At 47.6% G+C, this 17,451-nt stretch carries 9 protein-coding genes; 7 read left to right on the top strand and 2 right to left on the bottom strand.

The window, feature by feature from the left end:
* Positions 1-60: 60 nt before the first annotated feature.
* The 7 genes from SOJ49_RS09710 to SOJ49_RS09680 all read left to right on the top strand — a co-directional run bounded on the left by SOJ49_RS09710 (position 61) and on the right by SOJ49_RS09680 (position 12,901).
* Positions 61-3,792: an ATP-binding protein gene (locus SOJ49_RS09710; RefSeq protein WP_369858008.1), complete on the top strand. Its 3,732-nt coding sequence runs from the start codon at positions 61-63 to the stop codon at positions 3,790-3,792.
* Positions 3,782-4,435, top strand: coding sequence for a hypothetical protein (locus SOJ49_RS09705; protein ID WP_369858007.1), 654 nt, complete (start codon positions 3,782-3,784; stop codon positions 4,433-4,435). Before SOJ49_RS09710 ends, SOJ49_RS09705 begins: the two co-directional genes overlap by 11 nt.
* On the top strand, positions 4,432-5,646 hold the full coding sequence (locus SOJ49_RS09700; protein ID WP_369858006.1) for a hypothetical protein: 1,215 nt from the start codon (positions 4,432-4,434) through the stop codon (positions 5,644-5,646). Before SOJ49_RS09705 ends, SOJ49_RS09700 begins: the two co-directional genes overlap by 4 nt.
* Positions 5,634-6,479, top strand: coding sequence for a hypothetical protein (locus SOJ49_RS09695; RefSeq protein WP_369858005.1), 846 nt, complete (start codon positions 5,634-5,636; stop codon positions 6,477-6,479). The genes SOJ49_RS09700 and SOJ49_RS09695 overlap by 13 nt, the downstream gene beginning before the upstream one ends.
* A 771-nt stretch (positions 6,480-7,250) precedes the next feature.
* Positions 7,251-8,498: a site-specific integrase gene (locus SOJ49_RS09690; protein WP_338353337.1), complete on the top strand. Its 1,248-nt coding sequence runs from the start codon at positions 7,251-7,253 to the stop codon at positions 8,496-8,498.
* Positions 8,499-8,992: 494 nt separating this feature from the next.
* Complete coding sequence (locus SOJ49_RS09685; protein WP_338353336.1) at positions 8,993-9,769, top strand: SprT-like domain-containing protein; 777 nt, start codon at positions 8,993-8,995, stop codon at positions 9,767-9,769.
* Positions 9,770-9,838: 69 nt separating this feature from the next.
* Positions 9,839-12,901 carry a Tn3 family transposase gene (locus SOJ49_RS09680; RefSeq protein WP_349373410.1) on the top strand — a complete coding sequence of 1,021 codons (3,063 nt, stop codon included), beginning with the start codon at positions 9,839-9,841 and terminating at the stop codon, positions 12,899-12,901.
* A gap of 323 nt (positions 12,902-13,224) precedes the next feature.
* On the opposite strand, the gene rapA is transcribed toward SOJ49_RS09680, so the two are convergent.
* Entirely contained in the window at positions 13,225-15,996 is a 2,772-nt protein-coding gene (gene rapA / locus SOJ49_RS09675; RefSeq protein ID WP_369858004.1) for an RNA polymerase-associated protein RapA, read from the bottom strand.
* Between the two features lie 346 nt (positions 15,997-16,342).
* Positions 16,343-17,395 carry a DNA-binding protein gene (locus SOJ49_RS09670; RefSeq protein ID WP_369858003.1) on the bottom strand — a complete coding sequence of 351 codons (1,053 nt, stop codon included), beginning with the start codon at positions 17,393-17,395 and terminating at the stop codon, positions 16,343-16,345.
* Between the last annotated feature and the right edge of the window lie 56 nt (positions 17,396-17,451).

Genomic DNA, 17,451 nt, shown 5'->3' with positions numbered 1-17,451 from the left:
ATTTGTACTTACTTATTTGCACGCGTTTTCGAACAATAGGAGCAACAGGTATGCAGCTCAATGACAAAAGATGAACCACCATCGCCAGGTTCACAAGCAGCAGGATTGCAAAGAATTATCTGTATCGATGCGCATATAGCTCGCAAGCGGATGGAGGTGAAGCTATCTGGTCACGCAAATATCAGTGGCAGCAATGGGTCTGGCAAAACAACACTGCTGAAGCTCGTGCCCTTTTTTTATGGGGCCACCCCTATCGAGCTGGTTGAGCGAGTTGGTAAAAAAACCAGTTTTACGGACTACTACCTAGCTCGTCCCACTAGCTTGATCATCTTTGAATACATGACCGCGCGCGGACTTAAGTGTGCTGTTGCCTATCGCCACGCCTCGGGGACGAAACCTGCATATCGATTTCTTGATGAGCCATTTTCTGTTGAAAACTTCAGCGAGATAAAGGACCGCGAGCCTGTGTTTATCGAAGGTCCTGCTCTTGGGCGGCATTGGACTCTCCTGCAGCTGGGACACAGTAAACAGCTAGATACGGTTATTGATTATCGAGCAGTTATTCAGGGAGACCGTAGTTTGGTATCTCGTTCCACTCAGGCACGAGAATTACTTGGGCTAGTCGCTATGTACTCTCTGGGTGGCGCCAAAGGGTCCATGGGACACATCAATAAAATGACTGCCGCCATCCTTTCTCGCCGGGGCAATATGGAAGGCATTAAGCAGATGATTGCTGAAATTATGCGAGAGGATCAGATTGAGTTGCCGCAAATTCAGCTTCATAAAAGTGTTCGTGAAATCGTAGCAGAGCTTACCGTGCTAAGGAACTTAGAGAAAAACGAAAAGCTGTTCCGTAAAGCCGTTGACCTAGGCACCAATTACCAAGAAAACAGCAAGCTATTGCGAGATGGTGCAAAAGAGCTTCGTGCTCACTTTGTCAAAGAAAGCGAGCTGGCTGAATCCTTAGAGAAGGCGATGCAGAGCAATAGAACGAGCATGGATGTGCTGAAGGCTAGGTGGGAAGAGGAGGGCGGAGCGATCAGAATGGAGCTGCAGGATACAGAACACGCGCGGGATAACGCAGAGAAGGATCGCGACCATTTGGATGACGCCAAGCAAGCCTGGATTGACGCAGATATTTTCAATAAGCTCCACAAGTTTGACAGTCTTGGTGAATTTGAGGCGGCGCTATCGGAATCTGAACACCACAAGCGAGTTTTGGAGGAGGGTGTTCGCGACCTTAAGCTTCACTATGATGAACTAGAGCAAAAAGAGACGCGTCGACACAATGAAACGAACACTCGCCTCACTGCCATCAAAGCCGAAAAAACAATGGCTGTTAACAGCGAAGAAAAACGCTGGCTTGAGGAAAAGAACGAAATTGATGGCCTCCGGTATCGCGCCGATACCAAGCACCGTCAAATGCGGGCAGACGATATCTCCAGTTTCAAAGGCAAAGTTACGGAGGCAGAATTTACAGCATTAAATATCATTCCAAGCGAAGACGAGAAACGTACAGAAGCCTTCGCTGAATCCGAGCGAGACCAATTCGAGCACAAGCTGGTTGATGCCAATGCTGCAGTGGAGCAAGCAAGAAGCCTTGTGGCCACGAAAAAGCAAGACGAAGAAAAAGCCGGGCAATTGCGCACAAGCGCCCACAAAAAAGTGAGCGAAGAAGACGAAAAGCTGGAGCGTCTAAAAGCACTGTGCAATCCAAAGTCTGGGAGCCTGTTATCGGAGCTTCGCAAGCATGATGAGGCTTGGCCCAACTCAATTGGCAAGGTGATTAGGGAAGACTTATTGGATAGGAGGGATTTATCGCCGGTGTATACCGAGGACAGCACTGGCAGCATTTTGGGTTGGACTCTCAAACTGGAGAGCTTGGATAAGCCTGATTGGGCCACATCACTTGAAGAGCAGGAGATGCGATTCGCCAAACAAGAAGAGTGTCTTGATCTGGCACAAAAGCAGCTTGAACTCAAAGTGTCTGAACACAATGGCGCCCTCAAGGCATTGAGCGATGCTCAAACTCAATATGAAGAGCGAAAGCGCGAGGCGGGACAGACTAATCGGCAGTACCAATCAGCCAAAGAAGCAGTACGAGCGCTTAGGTCTCAAAATCAATCAGCTGCAAACGAGAGGAAGGTTGCGGCGGTAGATCGTCACAAGGCGTTAAAAAAGTCGCTGAAGGAGTTAGAGCAACAAGTTGATAAGGAACTTGAGGACATCAGGGAAAGGTTTGCGATAAACCTGAAACTTGCTCATGATCAGTACCTTGTCCAGCTCGCGGAGTTGGCAGAGGCTGAGACGCTCGCGCAAGAGGCGGTAAAGGCGGAGACTCGTCATCACGAGAAAAGACTAAATGAAATTATCCACGAGTATAGAAACCAGTGCGCTCAAAACGGGCTGGACGAAGAAGCCTTAAACACAGCGATCAATCGCGTAAAGGAAGCAAAAGAAACATGTGTGAAAGTCAGGGGCTATCAGCAAGCAGTGTTGGAATACGGGCACTGGTTTAAAAATGAGTGGCCACGCCGGCCAGAGTATGAAGCAAGGCGCGCAGAAGAAAGTAAAAAGGCCGACGAGTTGAGTGCTCAATACAATGAGCAGGAAAGAAAACACAAGGCCGAAAGAGATGAGCGAAATGCCGCGTACGCCGAACTGCGCAACGCTAAAACGAAGGCAACAGAAAATAGTGAAAAGTGCGACCAAATGCTTAAGCGCGCTGAGTATACTTGGTTAAAAGAAACGGCAGATCAACCGCGGCCAATTGAGTCGGTGTTGGCGGATGTAGAATCCCTACTGCAGGAGCAGCATGATACTCTGAAAGAGGTGCGCAGTAGTGTCGGTAAAGTGGAGTCTGTCATCTCCGGGCAAGGGGACCGCAGTCAGATCACTGAGGTTTGGGAGCAGCTGCGTAAAAAGGCGGAGACCGCTACCAACGATATCAATAATATAGATGCACTGAATATCAATCTTACCCAAAGTATAGGTGAGCTCATTGGCGTACATCTACCCCAGAAAAAAGAAACCATCGGCTCATTTGTCCAGACCATCAGCGGTCAGTTGGAGGATTTTTATGTCGGACTCAAACATATTTCCAAACTGATCCAACAGCAATCTCGTGCTATTTCAGCATCGATCAGCGAAAAACAATATTTCGAAGCTATTGGCAACATTGATGTAAGCCTAAGCAGTCGCATCGATAGCCAGGACTATTGGCCTCACCTGGAAGAGTTTGCGGTGCTCTATGCCGAGTGGCGGGATGATGAGGGCATAGCCCTGCCTCCGGAGAGGCTTGGCGACTTGCTCATTAAAGTCACCGATATTTTACATCGCTCCAGAGTAGCAACTGGTATTGAGTCTGTATTCGACCTAGCCATTACCCTAGAAGAAAATGGACGTAAAGTGACAGTTACCAATGGGCGAGATCTGGAGAACGCCTCTTCTAACGGCTTGAGTTACCTGATCTTATGTTCAATTTTTGCTGGCATTACGCGCATGCTGTGCAGAGATTGGAGTATTCGAATCCATTGGCCAGTGGATGAGCTTGGCGTGATTGATTCCGTCAATATCGCCGGCTTATTTAAAATGTTAAATGATCACAACATTGTGATGGTTGGCGGATTCCCCACAACCGACCCTTTGTTGTTGCAACACTTTTTGGAGCGACATGAAATGCGCAAGGGTGTAGGGCTGGTGGATATTGCGGTGCCGGAAGATAAATTAGTGGCGCTAATGGAGGCACGACGTCACGCAGCGAACAACCAAGGAGTGACTGATGTCCAATGATGTGACTGAAGGAGTATTTTCAACGGTAGTGGAGGCCTTACTCATGGGCCGATTTATTTGTGAGTTCACCGATAGGGTTGCTTTTGACTACCTCCAAAAAGAAGTTTATCGCGATAATGTAAATGACTACCTAAACAAGATTGGACGCAAATTACAGCTAAGTAGTGCAGAGGATGTTTTTTACTGTGCGTACAGCACGATTGATTGCGCGGATAGAAAGTCCTCTGTTAAGTCGCAGTTCAACACGACCATAAATCAATTGGAGCCATTGGTACGCTGGTTGAAGCTGGCAATGTCTGCTTTGCAAAAGGAGGAGTCGATACAACCCGGAGATACCCTGCGCCAGGGCGAGCTGCTTACAGCGATCGAGGGCGCGCAAACATTAGCGGATGATTTGGCCAAAATTGTTAGAAGCGGTCACTTCGCTACGACTAGGGCAACGCCCAGGGACCAGCTCAATCACATTATGACGAAGCTGGTAGACGGCGAGTATCTAAAGCCCAATGAAGCCAAATCTACCACCTACACCGCTACTGGCAAGTGGTCGTATTTGTATGACGTGCTTGATTTTATCCATATACACGAAAGCATGGGCTCGGAGGACGATGAGCCGAGAGAAGAACAACAGGAGCTGATGCTTTGAGCTCGCGCGATGACGGAGTAAAAGTACTCCGTGCATTGGCCAAATATGGCGAGATGATTATGACAGCCTATGAAGAGAATAAAGGCTGGCTAAGCTATACCAAGCAGGATGCACGCGCGATCGATGATATGGATCGACTGCGTCTTGTTGTTGCTGATCATGGAGGTGATCGATATCGCTTAAATACTACAGTTGTAGAACTTCTCGATCAAAGTTTACGCACCAGTCGACTAAAGGTAGTGAATGCGAACATTGGCGAAGCCATTGAAGGTATTTTGTTTCTTGCTAAACAGTATCTAACAGCAAAGCAATCAAGAAGCCGGGCAGATGCCGATGGCTACCTAAATGAAATTGAATCCAATGTGATTGCTCTGTGTGACAGTATCGTTGGCCAAGCGCAGCTGATTTGGCGTCAAATAGATACAGACTTTGGCACTGTCTCGCAACTCTCAAGCAAGATTGCGCTCAACAAAAACACGCTGGAAAAGGTCAAGGCGCTTATCGCATCGCTGGAGCTCATTGACACGGAGGCGCTCTACGCTCTGGGCAGCCAAGACAAGGAGCTGCGCCTACTGCAAGTGCGATTGCCGATTGCCATCGACCAGGGTAGAAAGAACTTGAGCGATGCACTGCACCGTCTAAATAAAATGCTTTTCAGGCTGGGCCAGCTGGAGAGCAGGGCAAAACAGGTGGATGATTTTGTCCGCTATTGCGATACAGAATCAGCTACAGCGCTGCCAGAATATTCAGACAAAACCGATGTTCCAGTAGTGTTTATGGCGGTCCAGCCGCTTGACGCGTTCGGTGCCCCTGACCCATTGAATGGAATGCTGGAGCTTGATCTGGCTGATCTTGTGAGCGGTGTTCGCAGAGAGTTAGTTGAAAAAGAAGCGGCAGACGATATTGTGCCCATATCAACTGAAGCACCAGAAAATGCATTGGAGACTCTTGTTGTAACGCCATTTAAAGACGCAGTGAGAAATGTGTTTTTCAAAAGTCTGGAAGAAAGCCAAAGTATCAGTGGTATCGATAGCTTTGAAATGGCTCCGGATGGCATTTCTGTGGATATCTGGATTTACGGATTAATTGCTGAATACGCCGCAATGAGTGACTCGGATCGTTCGTTTTTTAAAGTTACATTCCCCGGTAAGGCAGGTGAGTTTTTTAACGGAAACTACTATGCCCAGGATGTTGTCATTTGCCCTCGATAAATAAAAAGCAAGTAAACATTATTGTTACTGCTATAAAAAATCAAGCTCGCGAAATTAAAGCCACAAGAACATGGTTAGAACTTGTAGCAGAGTTTTCACTTGGCAAAGTTAGCGCAAATAAGATTATCTTTAATAGGGATGATTATAAAAAGTGGCGAGAGATTTTAATTTCGCACTGTGGTTATGACCCTATAGCGACGACACTACAAGGAAATCGCACAGAAGTAACCAAGCTCACGCACCACGACAAGTGGGCGGGCGAGTCGGAACTGGCTAAACAGCTTTCAGTTACCGTGATAGGCGGAGACCTTATAACCGCTAACGGTCGATGCGCGGTAATCCCCGAAGTGGATTATCGGGTGAATAAGGAATACTTGAATCCAAGTGATTATGAAGCCTGTATGGTTGTCGAGAATTTCGAAGCCTTTATTTTTATTTACCGTTTTAACCTACCAGCGCTGGGTCATGTGCTTGTGCTTTACCGTGGTCACAATACCACCGCGCGATCAGTGACTGATTTTTTGCAGGTAGTTCAGGGTATTCCAATTATCGGGTTCACCGATCCCGATCCTGCAGGACTGGGTATTCTCAATGATTGGAACTGTTTCACTCATGCACTAATACCCGATCCTGCTAAAATCAAAGCAATCCCAAGCTTACACGATCGTTTTAAAGTGCAGCTACGAGCAAGGCCAAATATGAAGGCGGAACTTGAGGGAAAATCATTGCAATATGAAGCGTACGCAAACTGGATATTAGAAAGTGGTTTTGCCGGAACACAGGAGTTTTTGTGCAGCCGAGGAATTCCTTTAAAAATGGTGAAGCTACGCTGAAATTTTATCTAACTGGAAGCACTATTTCTATCCATATCTAAACGGAGGATTACTTGGCCCAGCAGGTGACATCTTTACATGCGTTTTTTGGGTTTGAGATTGGCACAGACCGAAGAGCATAAACTATGAAATTATTCTAAAGAAATATATTACCGATGAATTTCGGAGTATTTTTACCGATTATATTCAGCAGCAAGGCAAGATTCAAGGTAACCTGCTTGAGAAAGCTGATAGATGCAAGATATTATGTATCGCTAAAATTAATGGTGAATCAGTTGCAATTGGTGCTATAGAAATCAAAACATCTTCAGATTTTCCAATTCAAAAATCGGGACTCCCAAAATTAAGAAATGATTTCGAATGGGAACTTGGTTACATGTTTACAGCCTCAAAGAATACTGGGAAGGGCATAGCGAAAGAATGCTGGTTGAGAAATTTAGCAAAGGTAATCTAATGGCATCGACTGAAGTTTCAGATAATCCAGGAATGGCGAGCATATTGAAACAATTAGGCTTTTGTCGGGACGGAAAGACTTGGAAAAGCGACATTCATGGTAAAGACCTTTCTCGGAATGTGCCCAACGAATATGGATAGCCATGGACTGTTAGTAGCCTTAAAACGCACTGCATAGGCCTCTGAACAATGTTTTTCTGAGCCCAATAAAAAGCAGGGTATGCTAGATACCCCTTACTAATTCACATACGGTTCAGTATTCGACATAGTGTATATAAGCCTGTAAAGTAGTACCTCCTTAAGATCGCAGGTTTTACTATGGCCATCCCACAAACCAAACCTATTGCTTTATATCCCGCGTTCTCTGAACTCAAATCTTTGGATTTTGGCGAATATAAAGACCTCAAGCAGTTTCTGGAGTCTGGCGAGTCCTGGTGGCAAAACCATTGGGCTTGGGGCCGTGAGTTCCTTAGTTATGTTGGGCGCAACAAATCCGCACACACGTTTACACGGTTCAGAAATGAAACCGAGCGTTTTTTACTGTGGGGTTTTCTGTTCAAGGCCAAGCCTATGGAGCAATTGCGTAAAGCCGACATATTGGAATACGCTGATTTTTGCTGGCAGCCGCCGGTGGCCTGGATTTGTACGGCGAATCACGAAAAGTTTGTTTTTCGCAACGGTTATTACACACAGAATCCTTTATGGGCGCCATTCAAGCTTCAGCTTCCCAAAAAAACTCTGGAAGAACAGCTTCCAGACAAAAAGAAGTACAAGCCATCTCAGCAAACGCTCATGGCAACATTTACGGCCATTATTGCGTTTTATAAGTACCTAATGAATGAAGAATATCTTTATGGGAACCCCGCTCAAATCGCTAAGCCTGACTGCCGTCATTTCATAAAAGATGCACAAGTAAAGGAAGTCAGGCGTTTATCTGAATCCCAGTGGCAATATGTGTTTAATGTGGCGCTGGAATTGGCCGATCAGGACAGGAGTTACGAGCGCAGCCTGTTCGTGATTACCGCCATGAAAACCCTGTTTTTGCGGGTTTCAGAGCTGTCTGAACGGCCAAACTGGACACCGGTGATGAGCCATTTTTGGCAGGATTCCGATGGCAACTGGTGGCTAAAGATATTTGGTAAAGGCCGAAAGTTACGGGATATTACGGTGCCCAACAGTTTTATGGATTATCTCAAAAGATACCGACAGTTTCGGGGCCTGAGCCCCTTGCCGTCATCAGGTGAAAATCATCCCATTGTAGAAAAGATTCGTGGTCAAGGTGGAATGACGTCCAGACAACTAATTCGAATTGTCCAACACGTTTTCGATATGGCTTACGACAATATGAAACAAGCCGAGGGTGAAGACAATGCGCGTAAATTAAAGGAGGCCTCATCACACTGGTTAAGACACACTGGAGCCAGCATGGAGGTTGAACGCGGTCGTGCGCTGAAAGATCTATCTGAAGATCTAGGGCATTCAAGCATGGCAACGACCGATACTGTCTATGTACAAACCGAAAATCGCGTTCGCGCCGAAAGTGGGAAAAACAGAAAAGTAAATTAGTGACTTGCTGCTCTCAAGCTCTGTAGGCTATTTGCTCTTATTGCAGGCCACCTCGGGCGCTTCGCAGATTCCATTACTGTTTTAAAACAGGAGGAACTCATATCCGGTCGACGCGCATGTTAGCCAATCCGCCCACGCAATTCAAAGCCCACCGCAACTGATCCCATCTCATTCCTAACGGCCGCGCCTAGGTCATATATTTCAAGCTTCAAAAACCAAAACTATCAATCAGCTACCAATCAGCTACCGCTAAAAGATTGACGATGTCACCTTATGACCAGATTTGGAGACGAGAACACTCAATTGAATACAGACTACTTTTTTCCCAGTATCATTCGTTCTAAAATTGTATGAAATATTTTTAAAAAAATGGCTAAGGCCAGCTTGTCAGACTAAAAAATAAGCAGATTCACAGATAGTGCACAGATGTGGTGCGTTTTTTGGATCATACAATCCAAAATTTGCACAAAATTGAGGCGTGAGGCGTAAAGCGGGTGCTAGAAGAAAAACCGACAACAGAATGTTACCAGACTATTTCGAGCGCGTACGACTATTTTAACAGCGCGTTGTTTGCCGGGCAATTGCCTGATGTCATCATCACATTTCACCGACAGCGCAAAGTGATGGGCTATGCCTCCATCGGCCGGTGGGTCAACGAAAAGCGCCAGTATGTTGATGAGCTAGCCGTCAATCCCGAATACTTCGCAAAATACCCACTGATAGAAATTTGCCAAACCCTGTGTCATGAGATGACGCACATCTGGCAGGCTCACTATGGTTCACCCGGACGACGGGGTTACCATAACGCCCAATGGGCCAAAAAGATGGTGCAAATAGGATTGATCCCATCATCCACTGGGAAACCTGGCGGGCAGAATACGGGCGAATGGATGATGGACTATGTCTTACTTGAAGGCCCATTTCACAACGCCTGTAAAGAGCTCCTCAAAAAGGGTTATCGTCTGCCCTGGGTCGACCGCTACCCTGTCTATCGCCTGGAGCTACCTATTACTGCCTACGATGACAAAGGCACTGAATACGAACTGACCGAGAACTTAAATCCCAGACCAACTGCAGCAATCGCGCCCATGCGAGCTGAGAAAGACGCTTATGAAGACGACAATCTCAGTGAGCTGATCACTTCAAAGCCAAAACCGCGATCAGGACGCATTAAATATGCGTGCAAAACATGCCATATCCAGCTTTGGGGCAAGCCGGGATTGAACGTAGTTTGTGGAGACTGTAACAAAAAACTAAGTGAGGTAATTTAGAACTTGGGATAGGGGTTTTCAGGATGGATAATAACACTTCCTTAAATAGAATAACATTAGGAGTGTTCAATGTACACCAAAAAAATCAGTTCCACCGATAAAGAGTTCCACGATACCCCACCCCAGTTCAAAGCTGTAGACCGCAAGCGCTTTTTCTACGTCGAATCTCACTTCAAACAACTCATCACGCAGAACGTTCGTGGGCATGCCAATATTGTTTACTGCATCGTCACCTATGGCTACTTCAAAGCCACGGGTCAATTTTTTAATTCTGCGATCCAGGAAGATGTTGACTATGTAGCGGGCCGACTGAAGCTCAAGCAAAGTTTTCGCTGGGAAAGCTACAATACAAGCACCAGAAATCGCCATAGAGAAATGATTCTTGATGCGCTGGGTTTTAAGCCATTTAATCAAACCACCATTCAACCACTGTTGCCACTGATAAGAACGGACGCACGCTCACAGAAAAATCCCGATAAATGCTTTATTTCCGTCTGCGAATGGCTCTTTGAACACAAAGTCGAGACACCCGATTATAAAACAATTTGTGACACGGTCGAGTCGGTCTATAAAACGCACATGGACCAACAGATTGCCGTTGTTAAAAATATACTCTCGAACGATGGTGCTCAAAAACTCGATGCATTATTTTCAAAAGGAAAAAATACTTATGATGAGATGGAAACTTACAGAATTACGTTGCTGAAGAAACTCAACCAGTCAACCAAGACGTCTAAAATACGCGAGAATGTCGCGATATATGATACGCTCAAGCCGCTCTATGATATTGCACTTCCAATAGTAAGCGAGCTGGATTTTACAAAAGATGGACTTAAACGCTACGCACTATCCGTTCATCGGCGGCAGGTTTTTCAGATCAATCGCTTGAAAGATCATGACCGCCACCTTCACCTTGTCATTTTTATCACTCATCAATTTCAACAGCTGGTCGATATTCTGGTCGAAACGTTTTTGGCCTCGGTGAAAACGGCAGTGAACAAGGCCGAGAATCTTGCAAAAGAAGAATACTACAAACAACGCCAAGAGCAATCTGGCCATACGCAAGCGTTAGTAAAGGATACTGTTGATTTAGTGTCGTTGGTGGAAAAACTTAAAGAAACGCTGAACAACCCTATTCTGAGTGATTCAGAGAAAGTCGAAAAAGCGATTCGCTTGATAAGCCCGTCAAAAATATCCACAGAAAACGTAAACTCTCATGTAAAAGATGTCCAGGAGGACTTGGATAAAATCAGCGGGCAGGCTCTTGAAATGCTCTTTTTGGAAGAAGGAGCCACGTCGCTTCAGCTCAAGTGTAGCGATATTCTTCGGCGGCTCAATTTCGATTGTGATGTAAAAAGCAACAAGCTGCTAAAAGCAATATCGCAGTACCAAGCGAAAAACGGAAAGGTGGATGATAAATTCTCGGTCGGGTTTCTTACGAATTCAGAAACCGGCTACGTTGACACAAAAGACTCCTTCCGCGCAAAACTGTATCGCATTCTGCTCTATAAGCACACTGCCGCCGCCATTAAAGATGGCACACTGAGCATTGTTAACTCAAATCGTTACCGACAGCTAGAGCAGTATTTGATTTCGCGGGAATACTTTCATAAAAACCGGGATCACATTCTAAATTTAGCGGACATGGCTGATTTTAAAGATGTTAGAAAATTGGTTGAGCGCTGGGAGCTTGAACTGGATGCACAATACAAGGAGACAAACGAGCACATACTGGAAAATATAAATGAATATATTGAGACAGATGGTCTTGGCGGATTTAAGCTAACGTACGAACGAAATACTCGGGCTGAAGTGCTTTCAGAGATGGAAAGCGACGTGGCTTTGTTTCCGGATGATCAATACATTCGTATAGCAGAAGCGCTAAGTACAGTGAATGCCGCTTCAGGGTTTCTGGACGAGTTTGAACACAACAGTATCCGATACCGCAAGCCAAGACCCGAAGATAAAAATTTCCTGGCGGGAATAATTGCGCTAGGTGAACATTTGAGCGTGCCCAAATTATCTAAATTGGCGAGGGAAATTGAACTTGCAACCCTGGAATCCACGACCAATGGTTTTTTTACGCTTGAGAATTTGAGACGAGCAAACGATGCCGTTATCCGCTTCGTCAATCAACTTCCACTGGCCAAAGTGTTCATTGGAGACTACGGTCTGCAGACATCGAGCGATGGTCAGAAATGGACCGTCGCATATGAATCACTCAATGCAAATAAGTCATTTAAATATGGCGGTCGTGACCCCGTTGTATCGGCCTATACGTTCATAGATATCCGAGGCATGTTCCCTTACTCAATGGTGATCAGTGGCGCCGAATTTGAAGCGCACTATATGGTGGATGGGTTATTGAAAAATGATGTAGTGAAATCAGACCTTCACTCCACTGACTCTCACGGATACACGGAAGCCATATTTAGTCTTACGCATTTATTGAAATTTTCATTTGGGCCACGCATAAAAAATCCCGGCAAAAGAGTTTTATACTCCTTCAAAACCCCAACTTTCTATAAGAAAAAAAGCTATCCGATCTTTCCAAAGGAGCGGATTAATAAAGATAAAATTATTGATAATTGGGAAGATATTCTTCGTCTATGCGCGTCAATTAAGCTAGGCGAAGTTACAGCGTCTCAAATCTTCAAACGAATGAACTCATACTCAAAAAACAACCCTCTTTACGAAGCACTAAAAGCATTTGGAGGTATTCCAAAAACGTTGTTCTTGCTCCGGTATGCCGACGACGTGGGTATGCGAAAAGCCATCCACCGCCAGTTAAATAAAGGGGAGGCAGGGAATAAACTTGATCGAGCGCTGGCCATTGGACGAGCAGATTATGTGCAGACAATTAAAGAAGATCAGGAGATCGCAGAGACCTGCAAGCGACTACTTAAAAATGTCATCGTTTGCTGGAATTTTATGTATCTCTCCAAACGTCTGTCAGAAGCCAAAACAGATGTTGAGTATTCCCTGCTACTAAAGAAGATTAAGGCGTCGTCTATGCTGGCATGGGAACATTTTGTCTTTCATGGCGAATTTGATTTTTCACAGAACTCGCTAAAAGACTCTCAACAGATAGATCTACAAAAAATCCTTGATCCAGACCTGATCAAAGAATAATCGATCTTCGCTGTTTTACAGGAGAGTGGCCGCCACTCTCCTCGTTTTCCCAGATTTAACACCGATTTTTAGCATCGTTCCGGGAAAACAAATACTATATAACTTATTGTATTTAAACGTTATTTACGAAAACCTATCGTTGATTTTCGTGTTTTGTTTAGGATTTCCCGTAAACCGGCACCGTCCGTGTCCGTAAACCGGCACCGTCCGTGTCCGTAAACCGGCACCGTCCGTGTCCGTAAACCGGCACCGTCCGTGTCCGTAAACCGGCACCGTCCGTGTCGGCGGTGCACAAAATTCACCGCCGTCACGGACAGCCACGGTTAGCCGCAGAATACCAAGCGTACGCTGTCCATTTGCAGCTGGGCGGTTTCAATGGCTGTCAGTACCGAGAGGCGCTCCTGCTGTACATCAGTAATCAGTTGCGCTGGAATATTCGGGTTGTGCTGCGCCAGCGCTTGCAGACGCTGAAGGCGATCGTCAAAGGCTTCGTTGGCCTTGTTCGTCGCTCGCTGAATCATTTTGCCTAGCTGGCCGCCACCCAGTTTCTCAAGCTTGTGAATCAGCGGCTTGATCTCGTTCATCTTCTGTTCTGCCAGCCCCTTCGCAGTACCGCGTTTCAGAGGCAAGACAAACCCAGCCAAGTCTGGCTCGTTCACCTTCAGCTCACCCTTTGGGGTAAAGGTGAGGTGCATGGCGTCTGCTGGCAAATAGCGTTCAATCTGCAGATGCTTGGGGGCAGGGCAGGAGGCCACAAACTGTAATTGAATGAAGCAATCACCGGTTTTGTAATCGTGCTGCTCGACGTACCCGACGGAAGCATTACCAATAGGGCCGCTGGTGATCAGCTCCAGTGCCTGGTCTACAAACGGATGTTCCCAGCTGAGGAACTGCACATCATCGCGAGCCAGTGCCACTTCGCGGCGAGTGGTCGCCATAAAGCCGTCTTCCGGCAAGTATGGCAGATCCGGCACCAACATATGATCGCCGGGTGCCAGAGTGATGCAATCGTTGCCAAGATCAGCGACTTCAACACCAAAGGCGTCCGCAAACAGTTCAATAAAATCATTGAGTTCGGCTTCGTCTTCGATATGGGTAATGGTCATATCCCGAGCCAGCGAGCGGGAGCGTTTCGGGTGACAGGAGTGCAACTCCAGCAAGCGGTCACGTCCTTGCTCAAGTTGTTGCTGCAGTTCGATACATTCGTTGCTGAGCGTCTTGATCAGATCGTCAAGGTTGCCACCGGTCAGTACCGCGTCGTGCACCTGCTGACGATGGCGCTCCAGCAGAGTTTGTGCGGCCGGATTGGGCTGAGTAAACACATCCAGACCCTGATGCAACAGCTGCTGCCAACGGCCGGTCGCATGATCCTCAAATGCCAGACTATGAATCTGGATCTCACTGGCCTGGCCAATACGGTCAAGACGGCCGATACGCTGCTCGATCAGATCGCAGTTAAACGGCAAGTCAAATAACACCAGGTGATGAGCAAACTGGAAGTTACGGCCTTCGCTGCCAATTTCAGAGCAGAGCAACAGTCGCGCTCCCTGCTCTGTATCGGCAAAGTAGGCGGCTGCACGATCGCGCTCGACCAGATCCATTTGCTCATGGAACACCGCCACTTGCATGCCGTGTTTTTCCCAGAGATAGGCCTCCAGGTCGAGCACTGTGCTGGCGTGATGACAGATCAGCACCAGTTTGGATTTACCGGTTTGTTTTAACAGCGAGATCAGGCTGCTGACTCGTGGATCGTCCAGCCACCACTGCGCCTGGCCACGCTCGGGAAACAAGACCGCATTGATATCGTCTGGAGTTGGTTCGTAGGCCGGAGCAGCAAGTTGGCTCAAATTGGCGATGCGAGCAGGGAAGCCGGCGACACCATGGCGGGTGTTACGGAACATTGCCCGGCCAGGGCCACGTCGGTCTATCAGGGTATCAAGCAAACGGTTACGACCGTTGTCCTGCTCCAGTTCTGCTGCCATGTCTGGCAGCAGCTGCTGTAATTGGAGCTGTTGATCGGCGTTCAGTATCTCGTTTTCGACCAGTGCACCGGCCAGTTCGGCAATCGGCTGGTAGGCCTGTTGCTCTGTGAGGAATTCTTCCAGTGACGGGTAGCGTTCGGGATCCAGCAGCCGTAAACGGGCAAAGTGACCTTCAATGCCCAGCTGCTCCGGGGTGGCGGTCAGGAGCAGAATACCAGCACTGGCTTCAGCCAGATTCTCTACCAGCTGATAGGCGGGATCCTGATGTTCTGGCGTCCAGGTCAGATGGTGGGCTTCATCCACAACAATCATGTCCCAGTCGGCGTTGATCATGGCAACCGCCACGTCGGGTTCGTCCGCCAGAGACATGGGGCACAGATGGAGTTGGGAGCCGCCAAACAGATCGGTATTACCGTCTTCAATCGCTTCATCTATATCGGCTTGCTGCAAGATACTGAAGCGCAGATTAAAGCGGCGAATCATTTCAACCAGCCACTGGTGCAGCAGATGATCCGGCACCAGTACCAACACCCGCTGGATACGTTGTTGCAGTAACAGCCGGTGTAAGATCAAGCCGGCTTCAATGGTTTTACCCAGGCCAACTTCATCGGCGAGCAGCACTCGGGGAATAGCATCCTGAGTAACTTGCTGGGCAATATACAATTGATGTGGCAGCAAGCTGGTACGAGCGCCCAGCAGGCCATAGAAAGGGCGCTGGCGTAATTTGGTGATTTGCTGAAAACACAGCTGGCGTAGTTCATACAGACTGTTGTTGTCGATCTGGCCAGAAAACAGGCGATCAGCCGGCTGATTAAGCTGGATGGCACCGCTGAGCTGGATTTCAGAAACCGAGCGGCCGTTAGTAAAATAGAAAGCGATGTCGTCCATCACTTCAACATCATCGACCTCAATGACTGAGCCATCCTGAAGCGGCACGATATCACCAACTTTGAAAATTACCCGGGTCAGCGGCGCATTGTGGCTTGCGTAAGTGCGAACATCGTCAATTGTAGGAAAATAGAGAGTGACAGACCGAAAATCGACGCTTTGAACAAGACCCAAACCGAGATCGGTTTCAGCTTCGCTGATCCAACGCTGGCCAACTGCATACATAGTGATATTTATCCCGAGCTTTAAACAAGAACAGACGTCAGAGCGTGTGAGTTGCAAAACAGATCAAACGCCCGCGAGCGGCGCGAAGTCTACCGCATGCTCGCTTGTGAGGCCATGGAGACCGGCTGTTTGATGCGGGTTTCTGTGGGCGATAGATATTTTGGCGTATCAGCATGAATCAATGCCAGTACCCGTAAATGTCGGCAGCGGCTAGATAGTGAATCCTTGCGGATGTGAGTTATCAGGTAAGTAGGCATATAGAACGTCTCAAAAAACCCCAATACTTCCGATAATTGATATTATCGGAAATATTTGGTTGAGCAGTTTGGGCGGGCTATTAACGTATTTATTTAGGTTCTATTCCTGCCAGCTGGATCTCCAATTGCCGGATCCGGCCCAGGCTTATTGCTCCAGCTTCCGCCAGTTGGCGATTGTCAGCTGCCAGTCTTTCCTGTTCGGCGTTGCTGTTGACCACTGCCTGCGTGGCGCTTTCCAATAGCCCGTTCAGCCGCTGCTGTTCGTTTTGCTGTTCGGTCAGTTGTTGGCGGCTGGCGTCCAGGGACTCAAGGATATCCTTGTACTGCTGTTGTAGCTGGGCCAATCCGGTACGGCTGTGCTGCAGATGAATATCCGTTTCTCTGTGCGCCTGAATTTCTTTGTTCAGGGCTTGCTTCAAGGTATCAGCTTGCTGCGTTTGCTGTTCCAGTTGTTGTGCCTGGTTGGTATTGAGCGTGATCAGCTGGTGATGACTTGCTTGTGCTGCGGCCAGTTGTTGCTGCAAATCCATCAGTCTGTTTTCCAACTGCTGCCGGGAAAACTGGAATTGGTCGCGTTCCTGTTGGCGATCGCTGGCGATCTGCTGCTGGTAATGCTCGAAGTGCTCCCGGATGTCGCGGCTTTCCTGGCGCAGTTCGGTAATGGTTGCTCGGCACTCGACCAGTTGCTGGCGGGCTTCATCCAGTGTCGCGTCGCTTTTCACCAATTTCAGACTCTTCTGCTCCAGCGCCTGTGAAACCTGCTTGCGTTCGGTCTTGAGTCTTTCGACCCGCTCATCCGTATGGGCTTTTTCAGTCTCGGTCTGTTGCTGCAAAGCAACGACTTGTGCCAACTGCTGTTGCATTGCTGTCAGTTGTTGCTGGGTATCGGCCTCGATTTGGGCCACCTTTTTGTCGGCCAGTCCCTGGGTGTGTGCATGCACCGATTTGAGTGCTTGCACTAGCTCAACCGGCAGTCCGTCACTAGCTGTGCTCTCTTCGCGCTGCTGTCTCCAGCGTTTCAGCAAAGGCGCAATGGTGCTCTTGCTGCCAGTGCCGAGGTATTCCCGAACCTTGTCGACGGTGGGCTCTGTACCGGATTGGCTGATGGCATCGGCTGCCTGTTGTATGTCGCTGTATGCCACGCCTGCTCGTCCCATTTTTCCGCCTCAAAAACATATTACGTATTATGTAATATTAC

This window comes from Candidatus Thalassolituus haligoni (assembly GCF_041222825.1).
Lineage (GTDB): Bacteria > Pseudomonadota > Gammaproteobacteria > Pseudomonadales > Oceanobacteraceae > Oceanobacter > Oceanobacter antarcticus.
Note: the sequence above shows the minus strand (reverse complement) of the source record. Positions and strands in the feature narration are given on the sequence as shown.